The organism is Ruminococcus sp. RTP21484sp1_RTP21277st1_D2_RTP21277_210401, from assembly GCF_040924225.1.
Classification (GTDB): Bacteria; Bacillota; Clostridia; order Lachnospirales; family Lachnospiraceae; genus Blautia_A; species Blautia_A faecis.
The window spans coordinates 42,948-62,997 of record NZ_JBCOMJ010000003.1; the positions used below are offsets into that span (position 1 = coordinate 42,948).

Below are 20,050 nucleotides of genomic sequence, written 5' to 3' on the forward strand. Positions count from 1 at the left end.
CCAATCACCTCACTAATTATTTTTGTCTTTGTATCAACTGTCCAATATTTATCCAAGTATTGTAATCAAGATTAATTTCAAATAACATAATCTTGTCCTTACTTCCAGCTCTATTTTTATCAATTTTAATTGCAAAATATTGCTTACTTAAATCCAAATCAGATATTGTAGGATCACCCCATCCAGGAGTGTCACATATCATCTGATATTTGTGGTATTCACTCTTTTCAATCATCTTCCCAAGAGTAAGCGTATCAGTAACATGCTTAATACCTTTACTAGATGCAATATTCATAGAACTCAACTGGAACACATCTGTAAACTTACTATCATCAGACAACTGGAATACTGCAAATCCAAACATTTTAAGCTCTTTTGTGATCTCTTTAAGCTTAGTTGCAATCTGCTTTAACTGTGCCCAATCTTCTACCTGATAGTTCTTCAATGTATCATAACCATAATAGGTTACTTCATTTACAAGCTTCGCCTTACGTAATTCAAACTCAATACGTTCCATGGAGTAGTCGTCCTGGACATCTTTGTACAAAAGCTTACCTTTTGTATTCTCATCAATCCATTCTCCTACTTGAACGATTTTGTGATACTCATCTGAATCACGTTCAACTCTTTCTATGTACTCTTCTTCTGACTCTGTGTAAATGCCATTCTCGTCTATATGTCTACGAATTATCTCACCGTTTCTATCTCTGTACGCACCCAAAACAATCTCACGTTCTGGCTTCTTAATCTTAATACCATGCAATTCTTGATACTCTTTATTGTTAATTACAGTAACAATCATACAGTTTTTAAGATCATCTTCATCCATCTCATTAGACATAAGAAGAAAGTTTTCATGCTGTACCAAAGTCACATAAGCTGCTAATGCAATAAGCTTTCGAGATTTACCACCATTTGAGATAAAGCCCTCAAAATGCGTTTTACCCTCTCGCATTCCAAGAAAGAATTCATTGTACATTGGCCAAGGATATGGAAGACCAAAGTTTGGTTTCTTCAGATATCTTTTAATCTGATCAGCATTACCTTTTGTAAGCTCTACAGCTTCCTCTCCTGCATTAATTACAGTATGAATTTTATCTGCTTTTGCTCTGATAACCCTGTAAATATCGTTAGCTGTCATCTTATCAAAATTCTTATGAGCAAGAATTTTATCGACAGGATAACCGTTTCTTCCGTATTCCCTAACAAGCGAGTATTTCTTTACTGTATCAAAATAATTCTTAATGTCATTCGTATCTGCCAAGCGCATAAATTCACTAATTGTCTTCCAACCGTGATATTTCTTATAATTACTCATTCGCTCGGCATCCTGTGACATAAATACATTTAGTTTTGTTTCATCAACTGTTTGGGAAAATTTAAGATAGTAAGTTTCAAGACATTTATAAAAGAAATAGACTACTTCATCAGAAAAGTCATATTGGGGTCGCATAAAATTGCCATATGTAACATACAAGTCCGGAGATTTGTATAATGATCCAACAAACATGATTTCAGATTGTACATTACATACATTATTAATTTCTTCCATCTGCCATTCCTTATCCAAAAATATCATTTAGTAAATCGTCCAAGGAGTCATCACTATTATTATTTGTTTCAACTGTTTTTGGCTGTGGAGCAGTTGTTAATATTAATTTTTCATCAGTTTTATCTGATTGAGCTTCTGCCTCTAAGATTTTTTGTTTTTCAAGGAATTTTAAGTAAGAATCATATTTGTTATATAAGACTTTTAAATCATATTTAACTCTTAATACGCCTATTATCTCTTTACCTTTAGCAATATTCTGTGCATTGATTTTATCCAGATAAGATTGTTTACGCACAAACATGTCATATAAATGCTTTGGTGGGATTTTAACACCATATCTACCATCATATAGTGCTGCTATAGAATCCCATGGGACTGTCTGAATATCATACTGTTTTCGGATATAATCATTAACAAGCTTTTCATCAAAGATTCTATCTACCTCTTTGACAGCTGCTATTTTATATTCATTTAATTTCGTAATATCCTTTTTTCTTCCATTAAAAACACCTACAATCTTTACATACGCATCCTCTTTGTACTCTGGAATATTTTCCATAAATATTGGTTTGTCTGAATATTTTTTTTTAAAACAATCTTCATGCCAATATTTATTTTTAAATACAAGAATACCTTTCTGATCTGCATCATCAATAATAATATCTTTTGAGCAGCCACCACATTTTCTGTGGAATCCTGCAGACTCTTTAAAGCACTTTTCGTGATAGAAAAGTCCATCAAAGAATACTACATTTTCCACAGATTTATTTCTTTCAAAATGGATGTGGCGTTGGCAACAATGGCAAACTCTATCAAATTCATTAACTAAATTATCATTCTTTGCTCGTGCCATAATTTATCCAATCAGTTTTTCATTGTCTCGATAACTTCCTGTAATACAGAAATATCATTTACATTCTTGTATGCAGTTGGTAAACCTTTTGCTTCAAGTTTTTCTTTAAGTGATTTCTTCTCGACTGGAGAAAGAGAATTTTTAATAGATACGATTTCTTTACGAAGATCATCTGGTGTTGGTGATGTGGAAGTGGATGCATCGGATGATGTTGTATCCTCTGTAACAGGATCGCCAACCTTACCAAGCACCTCTTTAGCATACAGATCCTGCTCTACTTCGACTGCTTTAGTTAAGTCGTTTTTGAGAACAAAATCTTCTTTACCTTTATTTTTATCAAGTGCAACTTGCCAATCAAGTAATGATGGGTCTTCTACAATTTCACCAGAGTCGTGCACTCCTGTACGGTCCTTTTGAATCTCAGCACAAATCTGACCAGTTTCTTTATCAAAGAAAGTACGGATTACTGTATTGGCATTATACTCAAGACCCTTAAATCCATCAATGATTTTTTTACCTGTTGCCACAGACTGGAACTGTCCATCATCTGTTTTAACGTTCTTTGTTTCATCTTTTTCTCTGGCTGTAGTAATACAATGAACGCCAGAAGACATTAAATCAAGAATAAGATCCTGCCCTTTGAACTTTATCGTATTAAAGTCCCGGATTTCAAGGCTGGAACCTTCAATTTTAACAAGTCGTTCATCTCCAAGTAATCCAGCTTTGTCAGCCTTTACTTTGTTACGCTTCTTAGAGAATTCAACTAATCCAGACTGTGTAGTTAAATTAAGAATTGTTGTACCATCAACCACAATCGCATCTGCTCTAAATGGTTTTCCTTCAGCATCTGTTACAATTTCATCAGTTTCTACTCCATCATCATCAAGTTCATAAATATCTTCGTTATTTTTTACTTTTGCAATATACTGTCTAACCTCTGCAAGTGACTGTGTATACAAAATATAAATATTATCCAAATTGATGCCTGACTCTTCCATTCTATCTAAGTAACTATCAAGTCCACCAGATTCTGCATCAATATATAACACTCTAAATGGAGTACCATCTTCTCTTTTGAAAAATGCAATCTGTGATGCTAATGTTGTTTTGCCTGTGAAAGTATCTCCATAGATAATCATGTTTAATTTTGTTTTTGCCTGTTTAGCTTTTCTACCTTTTGCCATTTAATTATGCTCCTTAATCTGTAATTTTAATTCTGTAATTTACAATTGCTTCATAAACTTTTTGTGGAATTATATTCTTATAAGAATCTGCAACTTTTTTAATATATTTTTCTTTTTCTTTTTTGTAAGTTGCAAATGCAAGATTTGAATCAGTAAAAAGACCTAAATACTTAACTCCGGTTGATGTAGATAAAACTGATGCATATTTTCCATCACTTGTATGCTTTTGAACTCCAATAGGCAGATCTCCACGCCTTGCGTATTCTTTGATAAATAACAAATTTATTCGTTGCGGAACTAATATACATGTATCTGGTGAGTATATTTTATTTCCATGAATCAAAATATCTTTATCAACGCATAGTGGTTCATTGTTGCAAGGATATTCGTTCTCGTAATACCATTTTGCAAAATTTTGAAAATTCATCCATTTATCACAGACTTCACATTCAACGTATGATTCAGTGCTTTTATCTGCAATCGGATTTGTGCACCTTTGCAACATAGCCCTCCATTTTGCATAAGCGACTTTATGGTCTTTAGAGCTGTAATCACCTATACCTATAAAGCCAAGTCCATCTTTACTTCTACACTCATATGGATTGGTAAGTTGACCTCTTTGAAAATTTCCATAACTTGTCCAATACCGATACTTATACTTATCATCAAATTCCACTAAAATTTTATGAGTATTCACATATTCAATAATTGTGGCTTTGGTGCCATTTTTGGTATATGACACCTCACCAACTCTGTTCTGAAATTCATTCATTTACATCAACTCTTACCACTCTTCATCCTCTTCGTCAACTTCTCCAAGACTGCTATCTCCCCATCCACTATCGTCAGAGTCGCTACCATAGCTTTCCTCAGCTTTATTAGCGTTTCTAATCTTCTGCATTGCTTCTTCGATAGCTTCCTTAGAGTACAGGTCTTTTTCAATGGTAGTCGGATCAGCACCGGTTACAATGTACTCACGTTTAACAGGGGTAGAAACTTTCTCCATTTCGTCCTCTTCTCCCCATCCATCATCTACAGCAACTTCTTCTACCTGAACGGAAGCCTGTACATGACCGGATACTTTAAGTGCCCAATATGGTTTCACTTTCTTCCTAAATGTCATCGCAAGTTTTTTCTGCTTTTCATCAACAGGGTCAAGAATAAATTCAACATCCTCAATATTTGAGTAAGTTACAACCTTACCGGAGATAACATATCTTCCTGTTTCCTTATCGTCTTCAACTTCTTTTTCAATTCCCATAAAGACAATTACCTGGTTGAAGTTGTTCTGGGCTTTAAATTTTTCACTATCAAATTCGCATGGGGCACAAAGAGAAATCTGAGATGGTTCCATAGATTTGTATCGTTTGATGTTACCTTTATCATCGCGATTACTGCGATAAGAAATGCTACCTTTTACAAAAACGCTTTCTCCGTCTTTAAGATTATTACGAATCTCGGCACAAGCATCATAGTCGGTAAGTACCTTTTTATCATTTACCTGTTCACCTTTTTCATTGGTTACTTTAGTAAGTCCAAGGTTTTTACCAATGAGTCTAAATCCTTCGTTTTTTGGATCTTCTGCAAACTTAAATCTGTTTGCCCAGGATACCGGCTGTGATGTTCCTTTCTTGCCTTTTTCTTCTGGCTTCTTATAGAAGTAAACTTTCTCCTGCTCAATTCCAGTAAATCCGATATATAAATCTCGACCTTCATCATATTCAAGACCGAAGTTTACGATTCGCATTTCTTTACCAGTTCGTGTCTGCTTTTCGGTGTAGAAATTATTTTTCTTAGTTCCCTTAACTACACCTTTAATCTGAAAGTTTCCTTTTGTTTCTGGGAGATTAAATAATCTCTGTTTTTTAGTATTGTTCTCCAATTTAAGAACCTCCTTTGAAATATATATAAATTTTTAATTGTAACCTGTATCTAAACCCAGTAAGTTACTAGGATAATATAAGGGAAATTTATAAGATAAACAGCCAGTGGCTGAAATCGAACTATATAAAATTGAATTTTTATTTTGGAAATGTTGGTGAAGAAAATCACCAATTAGAATTTAATTATCAAAATAGTCGTAATACCGATAAAGACTTACTACATCGTCAAGATTATCTTCTGATCCGTCATAGAAAACATATGAGTTTTGCAGATAGCCACCAAGTACTTCTTCAATATATGTCCTTACTATTCTCAAAGTTTTACCAGAATAATAGCTGTCATCTACGAAAATAAATGGCTGATTCTTATAAGAATCCAATTTCCAATTGGAATATTGAATTGGTTTACCCTTTCTTAAACTGCCATTAATATACTCAATACTGCAGTCGCTTAAAAACCATTTATATTTCAATCTCAATGCTGCAATCTTTTCTCCAATTTCACCTGATATGATGATATTTTTTACACTTGATTGTGAGATATGTGTTAGATATGATATTAGAAAATCTTCATCGTTTTTGATTAAATCATCTAGTTCATTGAAATATTCTTCTCCACCGCCATGAGAATCAATACACTTTTTTGTAATTTGACTCATTCGGTGTTTCATTTCATTTAGTGTTAACCGTTTCATAACTTATACTTCCTCGTTTTTGTTTAGTTTATGCTTATTTCTAAGCAAGTACGGATGATGGGACTCGAACCCACAAGGTGTTGTTAACCGCAAGATCCTAACTCTGGTGCGTTTTCCTGATTTCGCCACATCCGCTTATTTTTTAAGTACTGCTATACTGACAACTGCGCACATCATCAGTATAGGCTTACATACTATTTTGTAGGTGACCTTCGCAGAAACCTACTGCTTACTTCCGGTAACTATAAAGGTCTCGCATATCTCTTGCGCTGAACCAATCTCTCCCAGTTTCAGACTATCGTAGAATCCCACAGGATTCACATTGAGATATTTTTGACGAAGGTTTTTTCGAATCCATAAACGTTTACCGCCCTGTTGGTTACGATGACTAGATTTGGTTAATATGGATCTTCTGGCTTTTGTTAAGCATATAGCAAATTTTGTTACCAGCACAAACGAAACACTAACACCGCTCGGTTCCGTCTAAAATGAATGAAATTGTACTTTTATTTAATTGTATTTTGTATTTTTATGCGTTGATGTGTTTATAACCCTGAACCAATAACCTATAACTTAACACATCATATACATATATCCCCTAAAATATATGTAAAGTTTAATGCTACTTGGATTTATAAGGATTACCATTTTTGCATTTTAGCATGGAAATGGGGAGTGTGGGGATCGAACCCACGTTGCATACCTTGTTAGGGCTTACAGTTTATAAGACTGTGGCTCTCACCAACTGAGCTAACTCCCTATAATTGATAGAGCAAACCCTGAAATCTCTATCTCTCATTTATTTTAAGACTAATGAGTTTGTCTCACATATCAAGCACTTAATACGGCTACACTAAGCTGTGGCAGACCATTTGTACATCAAAATGCTAACCATAACGCATTTGATCATAAGGATTGAAAGTCTGTGTTTTTCTATTCAGTTTATTAAGGTCGCATGAAAATACATCTAAAACAGTAGACCTAACTGGGCTGGTAGGATTCGAACCTACGTATACAAAGGTCAAAGCTTTGTGTGTTTACCGCTTCACCACAACCCAAAAACAATTTCATATCTTCAGTATCTACTCATCTTACTTTACGCCTAGACTTTCTTCGAGAGATCTGCGTAGCCATCTTCACATCCGCACCTCAGATGATATGTATCTACAATAATTACTTCCAATATGAAATTATTTTTCTTTCAAATTCCTTCTATTAAGTCTATATGGTAACAACATAGTGTAATCTACATTAGAAGTTCATCAAAAGAATTTTATTATATCCATATACATAAAATATATAATGCTCCTTAATTACAATTCCCACATTTAACGTATGTGTAGAGCTATAACGCCATTTGAATATCTGATAAGTATCAGCACTTTGGAGGGATATATCGTTTCACCATATCCACAGGTTAACCACGCCTTATTCAAAATGGATAGCATAAGAGTCCATCAGCCATAGGAGCAGACTCCACGGAGTTCCCTAACGATGACTTTGGGATTTATTATGTCTATGATTGTTTTGCACCGCCTATATTCGTAACTATGCTATTCAATTTATTTCCTCTTTCGAGGGATAGAACTGGGACGGAATCGAACCGTCTGTATTCGAAATCACCACTTACCTCTTTTCAGATAACATAGCTTGTGCACCAGATATATTATCATAGTGATCCAGTTCATATTATAATAGGAAAGAACTCTTCCTAAGAGACACATGCCGGACTCGAACCGACAACCACTGTATGTAGTGAGCTTTACCAAACTAATTTAAGCATTAATGTGTCTACCAAGATTAAACAACTTTGCAAAACATATTGTTTAGGTACCTTTTGTCTTCTTATAAGGCTTCTAGCCTACAACCACTTGCCTTAAGTTGGGTTTTAACTTCCGAAGATATATACACTTTTTCACGCACAGCTGCTACTTTGCCGTTACTAAATATGTAAAAGTTTAACCGTACTATTCGAATGTTTTAGCAGTAAACAAATCTTTCGTATAGCTTCGAGATTCCAGAACTACTGCGCTCTGTAGGTGGATCATACACGATATTGTGTAGTCAAACGGTACGGCAACTCGATGTTGAGAAGCGTTTTCTGTGACACCACAAATCTGAAATCTCTAATAGGACATCTGGGAGTCGAACCCAGTACAGACTGCTCAAAGTCTCTTCGCCATCGAAGTTATGTCCCACCTCAACACTTTAGGAGGTATAAGAAATAAGAAATCTATTTGGGTAGCTAACCCAAATCCTGGATGCGGATTCGAACCGGCAAATACATGAGTTTCATGTGTTATAACCATTTAACTATCCAGGACGTTCCAACTGCGGCTTTGTTAGAACTAAGAAACAAGGTTTTAATTACCGCATTGATTTATTTATAAGATGAACTTCACCACTTATCAGCCTTGTACAAACCACAGAGCCGATATAATCATGCTACCAAAACTTTCTCAAGGTTTTTATCAAACTTTGGAACTTATCAACTTTATTACGTGAACTTTATATCAAAAATAAGCTTTGAATTTTGAGCTTTAAGGTTTGAACTTTCTACCTTTAAACTTTACAGTCATCAAAAAATGCACCTTTGCACAATTTTATCTAATCTTGTAAATTATTTAGATTATCAGTCTAAACCATTTAATTTTTGAGGCCAGCTTGTTTATTTTTTTACTTTACTCTATGCTGACTGAAAGACTAAAGGATTATAGTTCAGTGATTTTCGATAAGCAATGAAGGAAATCTTTTATACAACTGTTCGTATAACAATGGCTATTTAGCTATTATATGGGTCAAAAATCGCTTGTATAATTTTTAACCAATAATTCACTGACCATTTATTAATACTCAATTGTAACTGTTGTTAATGCATTACTTGTGCTTAAAACGGAGTCTACTTCAGCTTCAAATGAGGAAATTTCGTCAGATAAAACACGGATTTTATTTTGCACATTTATCGGATCAATCAACGCCCATGTGTTAAGATCAATGTACTGCTGTTTGGCTTTTGTAACTTCATCGGTAGAAGTTTTACCCTCTTTCTGTCCAAAAAGACCAGTTACATAATTTTCTGACTTACTTTCAAGAATCTCATTCTCTTTGTTTGTTTTTGCCTGTGCCTGAGAAAGCTGTTGCTGCATTCTGTCAAGCATCTGTCTCTTGAACATCATACTGTTATTTTTCATGTTGATTGTTTCTGCTACAGTACGTTCTTCTTCATTTTCTCCAATTTTAATCTTAACTTTTGTTACTGCATTTGAAAGCATTACTGCTCTCTGCAGAGCTTCAAGTCTACTCATAAGATCTACATCTTTGTCGTAACATCCTGTAATAATCTTCTCATATTCATCAACATCCATTCCGGAAATTTTTGACTGAGAATTTTTTTTGCAAGATACAAAAATTGAATTGTAAATCTCACTCTGGATTCTGTCTTTAAGGATTTTAATTTCTGCTAACGCTTTATGTACTGTCATAGTTTCTTTTGTCATAATTTTCTTCTCCTTTAAATTGAATTTTATTCTTTAAATTTTTAACTTTGAAATACTCATTTCTGAGTTAACGGCACCTGTTGGAATCGAACCAACATCTGATGATCCAAGGTCATCCGTGATAACCATTACACTAAGATGCTTTATATTGACGGTTGCTACACCGCCAAATATATCTTCGTCAGATAAAATTCTATTCACTCAGATTCGCTATTTTCTGAACCGCTCTCTTATGAACTGCTGCTACAGTTTCCTGGCAGTATCGCCCTTGTTCCATACCAGTCACTTGTATGTACTCTCTGTTTTCTAAGTTAGGCTTCACCTTACTTAATGTAAGGACCGTAAGTTAAGTTTATCGTCATTCTTATCTGGACTCTCTATTATTTACTTCTAAATTGACATTCAATTTATTTTAAAAAAGTACCTCTAACCGAACTTGATACCGAAAAGTTTTTAATTACAGTTACTAAGCTTTATTGTTAATTCCCAGAAATTAATTTGAATATTCTTCTGTACTTGTATCCGTAAACTTTATACTATAATGAATAAGAAAAATTCTAACTATCACTCTAACAATTAACCCAAACAATAACTCACTTACTTGTGTTAAATGTATATTTACTTTTATATAAATAATCTATATGTAAAAGTAACTGTAATACGGAAGATTGATTACATTAACTACTTCCCATTAGAGGTCAATATCAATCTCAAATTTGTACTCTGCTGAACTGTTTACAATATTAAGTTCTTCCTGAATTTCTGAAATTTCGGTATACACACTGTCATATTTTTTCTTTGCGTCCTCAAGATCATAATTCAAATAAGTGTATTCAATATCTTTGTTTATTGAAGTGTTTCTTATCTTTTTCTGTCTGGTAGCAAGTCTGCTATAAATACTCTTCTCTCTTTCGAGTATAGCTAATCTAATAATGTTGTCACCGACAGTAAATCCATTCTTCATAACTACTGAGTTATTAAACACAGATTTTGCATGTCTGATTGTAATAATTTTCTTATCAATCTCATCAATCTGTGAGATAGTCTCATTCAGATTGAATTCTGCTTCCTGCTCTGCTTTGATCTGGTCGTAATTCTCAGTTATTGCCACAATGAATGTTGACATTTTAGAAATCTTATCTGTGAGAATACCTTTTTCTTGCTCTAACTTCTTAATCAGCTTATTGGCTGCATCAGATGTAACTTTAATCATTTATTATTACCTCCATATTTATTACTTCCGATTCTCTTTGCTTTTTGTTTCAGTTTTTCATTAATCTCTTTCATCTGCAGCGTAATGATTTTGTTCTGCAAGTAAGCAGGATTAATTGGAAACTGTTCATCTCTAAGAATTACTTCCGAATCTGCCTCAAATTTATTACACATTTTTACCGCTTCATCGTGATCAAAATTTTTCATTTCAATCTTAATGTCAAATCGTCCATCTCGAATAAGAGCAGGATCTAGTCTATCAATATAATTTGTTGTTGCTAAAAATATTGTTTTCTTACATGAGTTAATTCCATCTAAGAGTTGCAATAATGCTTGAAAATTTTCTTTGTCTGCAGAGGTAACACTATTATCACGTTTACTTACTAGAACATCGATATCTTCTAACACTACAACAGAATCTTCTAATTTTTTCCAAAATTCATTCTTTGAAATTAATTTTGATAAATCATTCAATGTGAACTTAACAAGAGTTAAGTCGTACTTTGTTGCCAAGACCTTGGCAAAAGTGGTTTTACCAGTACCAGGTTCACCATAAAGAAGGATGCCAATTTTGTGATTAATTCCACACGATGTAAAATACGTTTCAGAATTCAACCATGCGTCCAAATAGCTAAATATTTCATTTTTTTCTGGGAATATAATTGCGTTTTCTGAAATACCATCAATTTCATCGTCAAGTTCATTTGTCATCTTATCTGTTTTATCAATTTGCAGAGTATCTATTGTCATATATTTACTATTATATTTATCGCAAAATTTTCTAAAAAAATCTGCATGTTCTTTTCTATGAGGACCGATAAAATAAATATTTGCATAATCTAAAAAACTACCCTTACTTAATTTGGCAACCACTTTAGTTTTATCTTTGCAAGTAAATACAAATTTTCGTTCATATGGAAGCATATAATAAACTCTATCGTTTCTCACAAAGCACTGTTTATATTCCTCTATATCACCAATATATTTTTTGTATAGTTTTGGATCGAGTTTATTTAAATACCAGCAAATATTTTTAATATCATCAGAATATGATGTAAAAAATCCAACAATTAATTTGTCTTGAAGCCTATTAATCTTATCAACAAAATAATTTTTTCCAATCGTAAATAAAAAATCATTCACGTTGTATTCAATGGCATTTTTAATTCCAAGCTGTTTTGTTAAATTTGCTGCATCTTGGAAATTATGTAGCAAAGCACCGGCATTAAAATATCGTGTATAATTTAGCATTTAATATCTCCAATCTATTTATTTACCAAATACCCTCTTGAATACCATATAGTTCGTACCGCCAGGAATCGCAAATATAATATTCTCAAAAGTATCTGCATAATATTCTTCTAATTCTTTTTTGAAACTATTCGCAACAAATTCTGCATCATTACCAAATACACCACATCCCCATGCGCCAAGAATTAATGTATTAACTTCCTCTTCTTTTGCAATATCAAACATAAAATGTATACGATCAACCATTACAGAATTACAATCGAAATCAGATTTACCACAATATTTTTGAGCTGCAGTTTTGTTTGGTGCTGCACAAGTAATAACATCTACATAAATTTCTTCATCATCTCTTATGAATAAAACATCAGGATTATATAACGCACGATTTGTATATAATGCGAAGTTCTTAGTCATTCTATTGAATTCATAATAATCTTCATCAAATTCAGATAATACATTATATAAGAAGGAACTATGGCAAAGCATTTCTTCCTGTGCAGATGAACCATCTAAAAATTTTCCACCTGGATTTTTATAGCTTGCAAAATTAAGAACTGCTGTTTTACCTGTATTTTCATAAGAAAATATTGCCTGTACGCTATCCATGTCTTCTACAGTGATTTTCTGATGAAAATCCGGTTTACTATCGCATTCTTTTTTACAATAAAATCCTTGATCATATACTTTTGTATTGTTTACACACTCAGTAATTTCCAAACTATATAACTCTTCCATTTTATTTGTGTGGGCATTTGCCTTTTTCTTTAACTCATTTTTTCTATCCCAATATCCCATTACCAAATCCTCACAATCTGGTGATATAATAAAATTTCTTTGTCATTTATCTGTTTATCACCATGTAAGTGTCCAAAGAACCACTTCTTGAATTCACATTTATATAAAATATGCATTTAACTCGTCTGTCTTAAAAGCTCCATGGCTATACAAAGCTTTTGTACTTGAGGTACAGTCATGTGTAATTATATAGTGAAGCCTCACACGACTTAAGTCGCGTGCTTCCTAATGCTGTATATTTGATATACAGTTTCCCTTTAGGGGAATCGGATTGCCTTTCCATAGATACAGTCTAAACTCAGTTACTAACTAGCATTACGCTGCTAGTGCCGCATTCAGACTAATGAGTGTGGATAAGGTACAGGTGCTTCTCTTAGAGCATCGAGGAACTTTTGCCTCAATGTCCAACCTTAGACTCTCATCTAAGGATTTTAATATTTCTCTGATGAAATACCTGGCTCCTATATTATAGGATGCAGATAAATCGCAGTTGTATATTTTACCGTTAGTAAATTTACAGACGCTATAAGTTGCAAGATCTGCGTCTTTACCTCGTAAAACCATGCCACTATCGTCATAAGCAAACTTGCTTGTACCCCAGGCGCAAATTCTTCTAATTCGCATACCTAAGCGGTGAACCTTGTTTATAACAATAGCTTGTACTTCCTGACTACGCCACATATGCAGCTTTTGCTTTTTGGACCCACGAAGTTTGCCGTTGCGGTCTAGGTATTCAAAGACGATAATATCTACATTATAAAGAACAGCTATATCTGTGATAAATTGTGCTGTTTTAACAGAAATATCGTGGTTGATGCCTTTTGTTCTTGACCATAAACGAGGGGTTTTACAGTTATGATGTTGTTGTGCCTTTTTAATACGATTAATACTATGTATCAGATGGTCTATTTCTTTATTGAGGTGACAGAAATATCTCCCAAGAATAGTGCCATCGGATCTCATTACACTAATCGTAGCTGCGGTATTGATACCAAGATCCACAGCAAGTATGGTTTGTTTATCAACATCTGTATCGCAAAGTTTAGCTTTCTCCTCAAACGGAAAATCCAAAAACCACTCTTTCCCACGTTTTTGAAGTGTTGGAGCGCATTGCTTTCTCGTTGAACAATGGCGATTGATATAGTCTATATCTGACTTTCTAAGGTTAACGGTGATCCAATCCCAGGTGTTGCGGATATGAACCTTGATTTGCGCTTGGTAAGTCCCTGTTTGCTCGTACATATTTGTACGATACATAGATGGGTAGATATATCCAGCTTTTGGAACCGAAGGAGCTTCCCCCTGCGGATTAGCTTTCCAGCTTGCAAAGTTGCTTTTATAAGATGATACCTTACCAATTGCTTCACTGATAGCTCCTCGGCGTAAATAACATGGAAACTTGTAAAAATGGACATCGAAATCATAAGCCACATTTGGATTGTCTTTCGTCTTATGAATCAGTGTCTCTACGAATCGTTGTTTTTCAAGTGGTTTTTCGTATGAGGTGATATTGTCCCAGTCTTCAATACAAACATGTATCAGGTAATCTACTGCAGCACGATATACAGAAATAGTATCTTTAAAGATATGATTATAATGCTTAATTTTAACTTTGTAAGTAGAATATATCGTCATACAGCAGACCTCCTTTCTACGTTGATACATATAATTGTCAGATTATGAGTAATAACTAATTTCCATACACAGTCTATCTAATGGACTCATCAACGAAAACTTTTTTAAAGTGAGAGAAGCGGCTAACTCATGACTAAAGTCATGAATGTGCGCCTCTAAAATCATTAATATTAAAAACTTGACCTCTCATTAGATGAAGTACATGTGGTCTAATTTCATGTACCAGTCCACCATTCCATTCTTTTACAGGATAGTCTGCCAGTCTAGGATGACAATCGTGATTACCATCAACAAAAAGAGTTGTAAACTTTTTATTTTCAAGCCACTTAAGCCAATACTTCTCTGAAGGTGTTTCGGCTAAATAGTTCCAAACCAATCCGAAGTCACCACAAATAATTACATAATTTTCATTTTGATCGGTAAACGTTTTCTGCTCTGGAAAATTATCCATACTTAGTCTTGTTACATCACCATGCGTATCTCCTGTTATGTAAATCACTGCTTTTCTCCAATTAATTCTTTATATTTTTCAATATCTACAACAGCATATTCACCGACTTCATATTCAAAATCATTTGTACAATTTGCTAATTTATGTACATCGTTAAACTGAGTGCAGCGTTTTTCGCACATATATCGGTTTTTATAAAATGAGCCACCTTTACATTTTGTTGCTCTAACAATTTCTTTAGTTTTTTTATCTCTTAATGCGTATAAAACCTCATAATCCTTATTTTTAATCATAAGCTCCATCCTTTTACCATTTTCTCCAACCACCGGCTCCATCAGATACAATATCGCATCCGCAAATTTTACATTTCTTCCGAACACCTTTTGAAAAATGATGATACATTCCACTTGGCTTGTGCCAACCTAAAAAGTCATGACATAATCTTTTCAATAGAGCAAATGGTGTAAGCATCCAGATCATTGCTAATATCCATGTAAATAAGCAAATCGGAAATACTACACATAAAAGCAACATAATAAATGTTTTAATTATTATCATATCTTCTCCATTTCTCTGGTCCACCGGTTAAGGCAGACCAGATTATTATGTATTACCAAACTTCATAAATTTTCTCTAAAACATCTTTAAACGGTTCAGTTTTATCAATGTAAATACCGCATTCGCTTAAGATATTAATAGATTCAATGACACTATCAGCTGCTGTTAAAGCATAAATAATATTATTATGTAATTCCTTTTTATCCATTTTATTTTGTCCAATCGCCAGTAAATATCTTTGGTTTCTCTGTTTTAATTTTCTTAATAGCTCTTCCAAAAGCAATCTCTTTTTTACCAGGTTTCATTCCAGGCTGTGCAAGGACAACCACATTTTCAGTAACCTTTGTCCATTTACCATCTTCACCTTTCACCTTGTAAGTTTTCTCTGTTTCCTCATAAACTTTGTTCCATGCATTTTTCTTTGTCATGATTTATCTCCTTTTTATAAATTTTTAAATTCTTTTTCCAATTCAGCAATTGTAGCATTCACCCAATTCACCCATTTATCATATGTTCTAATTGATACACACTTACTAATTGATGACTGTTTTAAAATTTGTATATCTTTTTTAATCTGCTCGGCAATTTTAAATGTATCTTCTGTCATAACTAATCCTTTATAAAATAGTCGTTTTATAACAAATAGCATAATGAATAAAAAAATTTTTATCCAAGCATCTTTGCCAACTCCTGAAGCTCAAGTTCAGTACGTTTATCATCAGATAACATTCTGTTCAATGTTGCTTCTGTCTCTTTTAATTTTTTCTCTTTTTCAGCTCTAGTTAATACGGAAATCTGCGTATCAATATCATGCATCCATTTATCAATTGAGTACCCTGAAATAACCACTTCATCAATCCCAATTTTAAGATCAGCTGCAGCCATAGCATAAGTATGTAATTTTACTTTTAGTAACTTAAGCTGCTCAACGCTCATTACACGTAAGTTTAAATTGTCTACATCCTGTCTAAGCACTGTTGATGTCTCAGCCTGTAATGTTCTCGGCAATTTCGCAAGCTCTGCTTTCTGCTCTTCCACTTTTTTCTTAAGCTGTAAAATCATTTCATCATTTTTTGTTGACATAATTTTTATCCTTTCTTTTTAATAATATAAATAATTGTTATAATAATTATGGAACTCTTTGCCATCAATATGCTGATATATATTATATTTTGGTTTTATCTTTTCATATAATTCTGATGGCAGATATTCTTTATTTTGACATAAATATGTTCCATTACCTTTATCAATTACTTTTATTTCTTCGTAATAGCTGTTTAAGAAACTTGTATACTTGTATTTCTTTATGCGCTCAATAAATTTATCGTATGGTAAATCAAGTAATGTTTCAGATGTAAAATTAATTGGGTTATAATTAAAATGGTTATTTTCAAGATCATCGAAATATTCTGCATAATTCTGTGATGGCTTTTCATCTACACAATCAATCAAAATATCACCAATATTTTTTCGTGTCTCAAAACAATATCTTTGAAATGAAATATAATTGTTGTTATCAACTGAACGAAACCAGTAATATTTACCTTTATTCACATGCTTGTATGCAGTGTTTTTATCATTTGGCATCAATGTCCATGTGTCATCTAAATCAAATTCCCACTTTCCGTCCTTATCATTTAACGACCAACGCCAACCTTTTCTAAAACAATTTGTAAGCTTCTCCCATTTATCGAACCTACCCATGTATACCCATTTCTCTTCATTTTTTGTTAGATATGTGGCTCCAATAATAAGATCCTTACCTTTAAATCTCTTCCCATTTTGAATTTTATCTGTATGCTTCTTTATCTCTTTGTAATCTGGTGAATCTACAGGAATCAGAACTAATTCCTTTCCGTCCCATCCATATACAAATTCTCCATCCAAACCCTTACCTTTTAGACAATCACAGTGTTCTAAAATGAACAGTAAATTTGGAATAGTAATCTCAAATTCAAATCCCCTAGGATCATACACTCTAGTATATGTCTGTCTAGGATTCCAACCATATCTATCACCGCCAACCTTTTTATTTAATACAAATCCTCTAGTTGGTTCATTATCAAAATCATCTGGTTCAATTTTTTCATCTCTCCAGCTATTCCAGCTTGTTTCTTTACGAAGCTTACCTTTTTCATCATAATAGATTACGTAAGCAAGCTTCTTAGTGTAAGTATCATTTCTGTTTTGATACCCTACTTTAATCTTCTCAGGAATATAAATACTCATTCAGTTTTCCTCTTATCATCGTAATACCATTGCTTGTCAATCAAATCCTTGATAACACCGCTTTGCTCCATCTCAATCCACTGATCCAATGTAAGTGGCTTATAATCAGATAACATACAGAAACAGTCAATCATTTGAACAGGAATTGTTTTTGGTTCATCATCATATTTTGATTTACGTAATGTACTTCTCGTTATGTCTTTGAACTGCTCCACTAATTCCTGATCTTCAGTAAGATGAGTGTGTCCATGCAGCATCCATGTAATAGGTTTGCCATCTTTATCAATACGGAACTGTCCATTGTAACAGAATATTGGATAGTGACATAAGACTACTTTTCTTCCATCATCATGCATTTCTGCATAAGGTTTAATCCATTGAAATAGTGACTGATCAAATTTCTTATCTTGTAGAAACTTATCATGTCCACCATTCACTAAAAACTTCTTCCCATTTAGTTTGCGAAGTATTTCGTTAGTTTGCTCACCTTTGCCAAGTGAAAAATCACCCAGGATAACAACTTCATCATTTTTTCTTACTACAGAATTCCACTGTTTAATCATATAATCATGCATAGTTTCCAATGATTCGAAGCCACGTTTATCCATAGCATCATTTATTCGTGAATGATGGAAATGATTATCTGCAATATAAAATCTCATTAAATACCTCCGATTGAATCTTTACAAGTTTTTGTAACATTATCATAATTTAGTTTGTCGCTATATTTCATCCACTCTTGCAACTCAGAATATCCACACGAACACTCATGCACAACAATATGGTATCCATAATCGTATTTAATTGTAGAACTCATATATTGACCACATTTAGGGCATTTCCTCGTCATTACCTTCTTCTCTTTCTGTATATAATTTAGCATCAATATTGTTTAGAATATCTTCTTTGTCATTATCCAACTTGTCATTAATTACTTCTTCCAATGCATAGTTGAGCCATTTTCCAACATCTGGACCTTCTTTAACTCCAAGCTCCATAATATCCTTCCCATTGATAGCCAAATCCTTTATGGTAAAACACTTCTCTTCTTCCAGAACTTCATTTAATACTTCTTCTGCACGAAATGTTTCCCATAAACGCTCTTTAGCGTAATATGGATTGTGAGCCATAATATCGCAGAATCTTACATCTAACAGTCTTCTAAGTTGTGCTTCACCAAGTTTATTCAGATATTTTTTAATCTTATTTTGTTTTGGTATAATTGTCATATCATGGCTTGCCACAAGTTCGACTACGGATTCTCTGATTTCATTAGAAAATTTAAGTCTACGAAGTAGTGAGTCAGCAATTTCTGCACTTTTAACAGCATGTCCATAGAAGTGCTCAATCCCTCGATCTGCTGTTTTTGATTCTGGTTTACCAATATCATGAAGTAAGATAGCAAGTCTGGTCTCTAATTCATGTATTCTACAAGCTGTTAATGCGAATCTGGTGTGATTCCATACATCGTAAATGTGATACATATTATTCTGGGAGCATCCCATTATCTTACTTAACTCAGGGATTGCCGGAGAAATATCAATATAATAATTAAGTACGTATTCAGGATGATCTGAAATAAGAATCTTACACAGCTCTGACTGTATTCTTTCTGCAGAAATTTTACTCAGACCATCGTTTGTTTGTACCATTGCAATATTGGTATAGTTTTCAATGTGGAATCCCAATTGAGCAGCAAACCTTACAGCTCTCATGATACGCAACGGATCTTCTGTGAATCTATCAATAGGTACACCTACACATCGGATAATTTTATTCTCAATATCTTTTAGTCCATTGAACGGATCAATAAATCCATCATCGTCATTGTAGGCAATCGCATTCATTGTAAAATCACGCCTTGCTAAATCTTCATGAATATTTCCAACAAACTTCACAGAATCTGGATGGCGACTATCAGTATATTTTCCATCAGTTCTATAAGTTGTTATTTCGTATCCACGACAATTTACCATGACAGTTACAGTACCATGCTGCAAGCCTGTTTCTACTACACGAAATCCTTTGCTACGGAACAATTTACATACGTCTTCCGGCAAGGCGTTTGTGCAGATATCCCAGTCGTGCACAGGTAATCCTATAAAAGAATTACGCACTGCTCCACCTACAATATAGGCTTCGTAACCGTTACGATTAAGCACGTAAAATATAGATTTTACGGACTCTGGTAATACAATACCCTCTATCATTTTTACTCTCCTTTCTTTAAGATTTAATGTGCAGATAGGGATTTG

The 20,050-nt window shown here is 33.6% G+C and carries 21 protein-coding genes and 5 tRNA genes; all 26 read right to left on the reverse strand.

The annotated features are described in order from the left end of the window. Positions 1–16: 16 nt before the first annotated feature. Positions 17–1,552: a hypothetical protein gene (locus AB5706_RS02490; RefSeq protein WP_368365723.1), complete on the reverse strand. Its 1,536-nt coding sequence runs from the start codon at positions 1,550–1,552 to the stop codon at positions 17–19. 10 nt (positions 1,553–1,562) lie between these two features. Beyond that, positions 1,563–2,405 carry a hypothetical protein gene (locus tag AB5706_RS02495; RefSeq protein WP_368365724.1) on the reverse strand — a complete coding sequence of 281 codons (843 nt, stop codon included), beginning with the start codon at positions 2,403–2,405 and terminating at the stop codon, positions 1,563–1,565. A gap of 11 nt (positions 2,406–2,416) precedes the next feature. After that, positions 2,417–3,589, reverse strand: a complete 1,173-nt coding sequence (locus tag AB5706_RS02500; protein WP_313720998.1) for a P-loop NTPase family protein — start codon at positions 3,587–3,589, stop codon at positions 2,417–2,419. A 13-nt stretch (positions 3,590–3,602) separates the two neighbouring features. Then, complete coding sequence (locus AB5706_RS02505) at positions 3,603–4,361, reverse strand: hypothetical protein (protein ID WP_313720996.1); 759 nt, start codon at positions 4,359–4,361, stop codon at positions 3,603–3,605. Between the two features lie 12 nt (positions 4,362–4,373). Next, a complete protein-coding gene (locus tag AB5706_RS02510) occupies positions 4,374–5,471 on the reverse strand; it encodes a hypothetical protein (protein WP_368365725.1) in 1,098 nt (365 codons plus the stop codon). Between the two features lie 180 nt (positions 5,472–5,651). Next, positions 5,652–6,167 carry a hypothetical protein gene (locus tag AB5706_RS02515; RefSeq protein WP_313720992.1) on the reverse strand — a complete coding sequence of 172 codons (516 nt, stop codon included), beginning with the start codon at positions 6,165–6,167 and terminating at the stop codon, positions 5,652–5,654. A 49-nt stretch (positions 6,168–6,216) separates the two neighbouring features. Beyond that, positions 6,217–6,302: transfer RNA gene (locus tag AB5706_RS02520), tRNA-Leu, on the reverse strand. Positions 6,303–6,836: 534 nt separating this feature from the next. Then, positions 6,837–6,926, reverse strand: a tRNA-Ile gene (locus tag AB5706_RS02525). Between the two features lie 226 nt (positions 6,927–7,152). After that, positions 7,153–7,225 (reverse strand) — tRNA-Gln (locus AB5706_RS02530). Positions 7,226–8,421: 1,196 nt separating this feature from the next. Beyond that, positions 8,422–8,490 (reverse strand) — tRNA-OTHER (locus AB5706_RS02535). A gap of 523 nt (positions 8,491–9,013) precedes the next feature. After that, positions 9,014–9,664 carry a hypothetical protein gene (locus AB5706_RS02540; RefSeq protein WP_118582420.1) on the reverse strand — a complete coding sequence of 217 codons (651 nt, stop codon included), beginning with the start codon at positions 9,662–9,664 and terminating at the stop codon, positions 9,014–9,016. A 71-nt stretch (positions 9,665–9,735) separates the two neighbouring features. Continuing rightward, positions 9,736–9,806 (reverse strand) — tRNA-Gln (locus tag AB5706_RS02545). A gap of 549 nt (positions 9,807–10,355) precedes the next feature. Continuing rightward, complete coding sequence (locus AB5706_RS02550; RefSeq protein ID WP_368365726.1) at positions 10,356–10,877, reverse strand: hypothetical protein; 522 nt, start codon at positions 10,875–10,877, stop codon at positions 10,356–10,358. Continuing rightward, entirely contained in the window at positions 10,874–12,127 is a 1,254-nt protein-coding gene (locus AB5706_RS02555; RefSeq protein ID WP_368365727.1) for an ATP-binding protein, read from the reverse strand. Before AB5706_RS02555 ends, AB5706_RS02550 begins: the two co-directional genes overlap by 4 nt. Before the next feature lie 18 nt (positions 12,128–12,145). Beyond that, positions 12,146–12,922, reverse strand: coding sequence for a TIGR02452 family protein (locus AB5706_RS02560; RefSeq protein WP_118582429.1), 777 nt, complete (start codon positions 12,920–12,922; stop codon positions 12,146–12,148). Positions 12,923–13,237: 315 nt separating this feature from the next. Further along, positions 13,238–14,557 carry an IS200/IS605 family accessory protein TnpB-related protein gene (locus AB5706_RS02565; protein WP_368365728.1) on the reverse strand — a complete coding sequence of 440 codons (1,320 nt, stop codon included), beginning with the start codon at positions 14,555–14,557 and terminating at the stop codon, positions 13,238–13,240. Between the two features lie 139 nt (positions 14,558–14,696). Further along, a complete protein-coding gene (locus tag AB5706_RS02570) occupies positions 14,697–15,056 on the reverse strand; it encodes a hypothetical protein (protein WP_368365729.1) in 360 nt (119 codons plus the stop codon). Next, entirely contained in the window at positions 15,053–15,301 is a 249-nt protein-coding gene (locus AB5706_RS02575) for a hypothetical protein (RefSeq protein WP_368365731.1), read from the reverse strand. Before AB5706_RS02575 ends, AB5706_RS02570 begins: the two co-directional genes overlap by 4 nt. Before the next feature lie 13 nt (positions 15,302–15,314). Continuing rightward, positions 15,315–15,566 (reverse strand): hypothetical protein, encoded by a 252-nt coding sequence (locus AB5706_RS02580; RefSeq protein ID WP_313720976.1) that lies wholly within the window; start codon positions 15,564–15,566, stop codon positions 15,315–15,317. A 52-nt stretch (positions 15,567–15,618) separates the two neighbouring features. Continuing rightward, positions 15,619–15,774, reverse strand: a complete 156-nt coding sequence (locus AB5706_RS02585) for a hypothetical protein (protein ID WP_313720975.1) — start codon at positions 15,772–15,774, stop codon at positions 15,619–15,621. A 1-nt stretch (position 15,775) separates the two neighbouring features. Then, complete coding sequence (locus tag AB5706_RS02590) at positions 15,776–15,994, reverse strand: hypothetical protein (RefSeq protein ID WP_313720973.1); 219 nt, start codon at positions 15,992–15,994, stop codon at positions 15,776–15,778. Positions 15,995–16,008: 14 nt separating this feature from the next. Further along, the gene (locus tag AB5706_RS02595; RefSeq protein WP_313720971.1) at positions 16,009–16,173 is read right to left on the reverse strand and encodes a hypothetical protein; all 165 of its coding nucleotides are present in this window, start codon (positions 16,171–16,173) and stop codon (positions 16,009–16,011) included. A 59-nt stretch (positions 16,174–16,232) separates the two neighbouring features. After that, positions 16,233–16,649, reverse strand: coding sequence for a hypothetical protein (locus AB5706_RS02600; RefSeq protein ID WP_368365732.1), 417 nt, complete (start codon positions 16,647–16,649; stop codon positions 16,233–16,235). Positions 16,650–16,667: 18 nt separating this feature from the next. After that, entirely contained in the window at positions 16,668–17,795 is a 1,128-nt protein-coding gene (locus tag AB5706_RS02605; protein WP_368365733.1) for a hypothetical protein, read from the reverse strand. Beyond that, the gene (locus AB5706_RS02610; RefSeq protein WP_368365734.1) at positions 17,792–18,457 is read right to left on the reverse strand and encodes a phosphoesterase; all 666 of its coding nucleotides are present in this window, start codon (positions 18,455–18,457) and stop codon (positions 17,792–17,794) included. The genes AB5706_RS02605 and AB5706_RS02610 overlap by 4 nt, the downstream gene beginning before the upstream one ends. 168 nt (positions 18,458–18,625) lie before the next feature. Next, positions 18,626–20,005, reverse strand: coding sequence for a CCA tRNA nucleotidyltransferase (locus AB5706_RS02615; RefSeq protein ID WP_368365735.1), 1,380 nt, complete (start codon positions 20,003–20,005; stop codon positions 18,626–18,628). Positions 20,006–20,050: the final 45 nt, after the last annotated feature.

Coding starts and splice junctions, on each gene's coding strand:
- AB5706_RS02550 (WP_368365726.1), bottom strand. CDS start 10,877: ATGATTAAAGTTACATCTGATGCAGCCAATAAGCTGATTAAGAAGTTA.
- AB5706_RS02495 (WP_368365724.1), bottom strand. CDS start 2,405: ATGGCACGAGCAAAGAATGATAATTTAGTTAATGAATTTGATAGAGTT.
- AB5706_RS02590 (WP_313720973.1), bottom strand. CDS start 15,994: ATGACAAAGAAAAATGCATGGAACAAAGTTTATGAGGAAACAGAGAAA.
- AB5706_RS02605 (WP_368365733.1), bottom strand. CDS start 17,795: ATGAGTATTTATATTCCTGAGAAGATTAAAGTAGGGTATCAAAACAGA.
- AB5706_RS02595 (WP_313720971.1), bottom strand. CDS start 16,173: ATGACAGAAGATACATTTAAAATTGCCGAGCAGATTAAAAAAGATATA.
- AB5706_RS02615 (WP_368365735.1), bottom strand. CDS start 20,005: ATGATAGAGGGTATTGTATTACCAGAGTCCGTAAAATCTATATTTTAC.
- AB5706_RS02515 (WP_313720992.1), bottom strand. CDS start 6,167: ATGAAACGGTTAACACTAAATGAAATGAAACACCGAATGAGTCAAATT.
- AB5706_RS02540 (WP_118582420.1), bottom strand. CDS start 9,664: ATGACAAAAGAAACTATGACAGTACATAAAGCGTTAGCAGAAATTAAA.
- AB5706_RS02565 (WP_368365728.1), bottom strand. CDS start 14,557: ATGACGATATATTCTACTTACAAAGTTAAAATTAAGCATTATAATCAT.
- AB5706_RS02600 (WP_368365732.1), bottom strand. CDS start 16,649: ATGTCAACAAAAAATGATGAAATGATTTTACAGCTTAAGAAAAAAGTG.
- AB5706_RS02585 (WP_313720975.1), bottom strand. CDS start 15,774: ATGGATAAAAAGGAATTACATAATAATATTATTTATGCTTTAACAGCA.
- AB5706_RS02490 (WP_368365723.1), bottom strand. CDS start 1,552: ATGGAAGAAATTAATAATGTATGTAATGTACAATCTGAAATCATGTTT.
- AB5706_RS02575 (WP_368365731.1), bottom strand. CDS start 15,301: ATGATTAAAAATAAGGATTATGAGGTTTTATACGCATTAAGAGATAAA.
- AB5706_RS02555 (WP_368365727.1), bottom strand. CDS start 12,127: ATGCTAAATTATACACGATATTTTAATGCCGGTGCTTTGCTACATAAT.
- AB5706_RS02500 (WP_313720998.1), bottom strand. CDS start 3,589: ATGGCAAAAGGTAGAAAAGCTAAACAGGCAAAAACAAAATTAAACATG.
- AB5706_RS02580 (WP_313720976.1), bottom strand. CDS start 15,566: ATGATAATAATTAAAACATTTATTATGTTGCTTTTATGTGTAGTATTT.
- AB5706_RS02610 (WP_368365734.1), bottom strand. CDS start 18,457: ATGAGATTTTATATTGCAGATAATCATTTCCATCATTCACGAATAAAT.
- AB5706_RS02505 (WP_313720996.1), bottom strand. CDS start 4,361: ATGAATGAATTTCAGAACAGAGTTGGTGAGGTGTCATATACCAAAAAT.
- AB5706_RS02560 (WP_118582429.1), bottom strand. CDS start 12,922: ATGGGATATTGGGATAGAAAAAATGAGTTAAAGAAAAAGGCAAATGCC.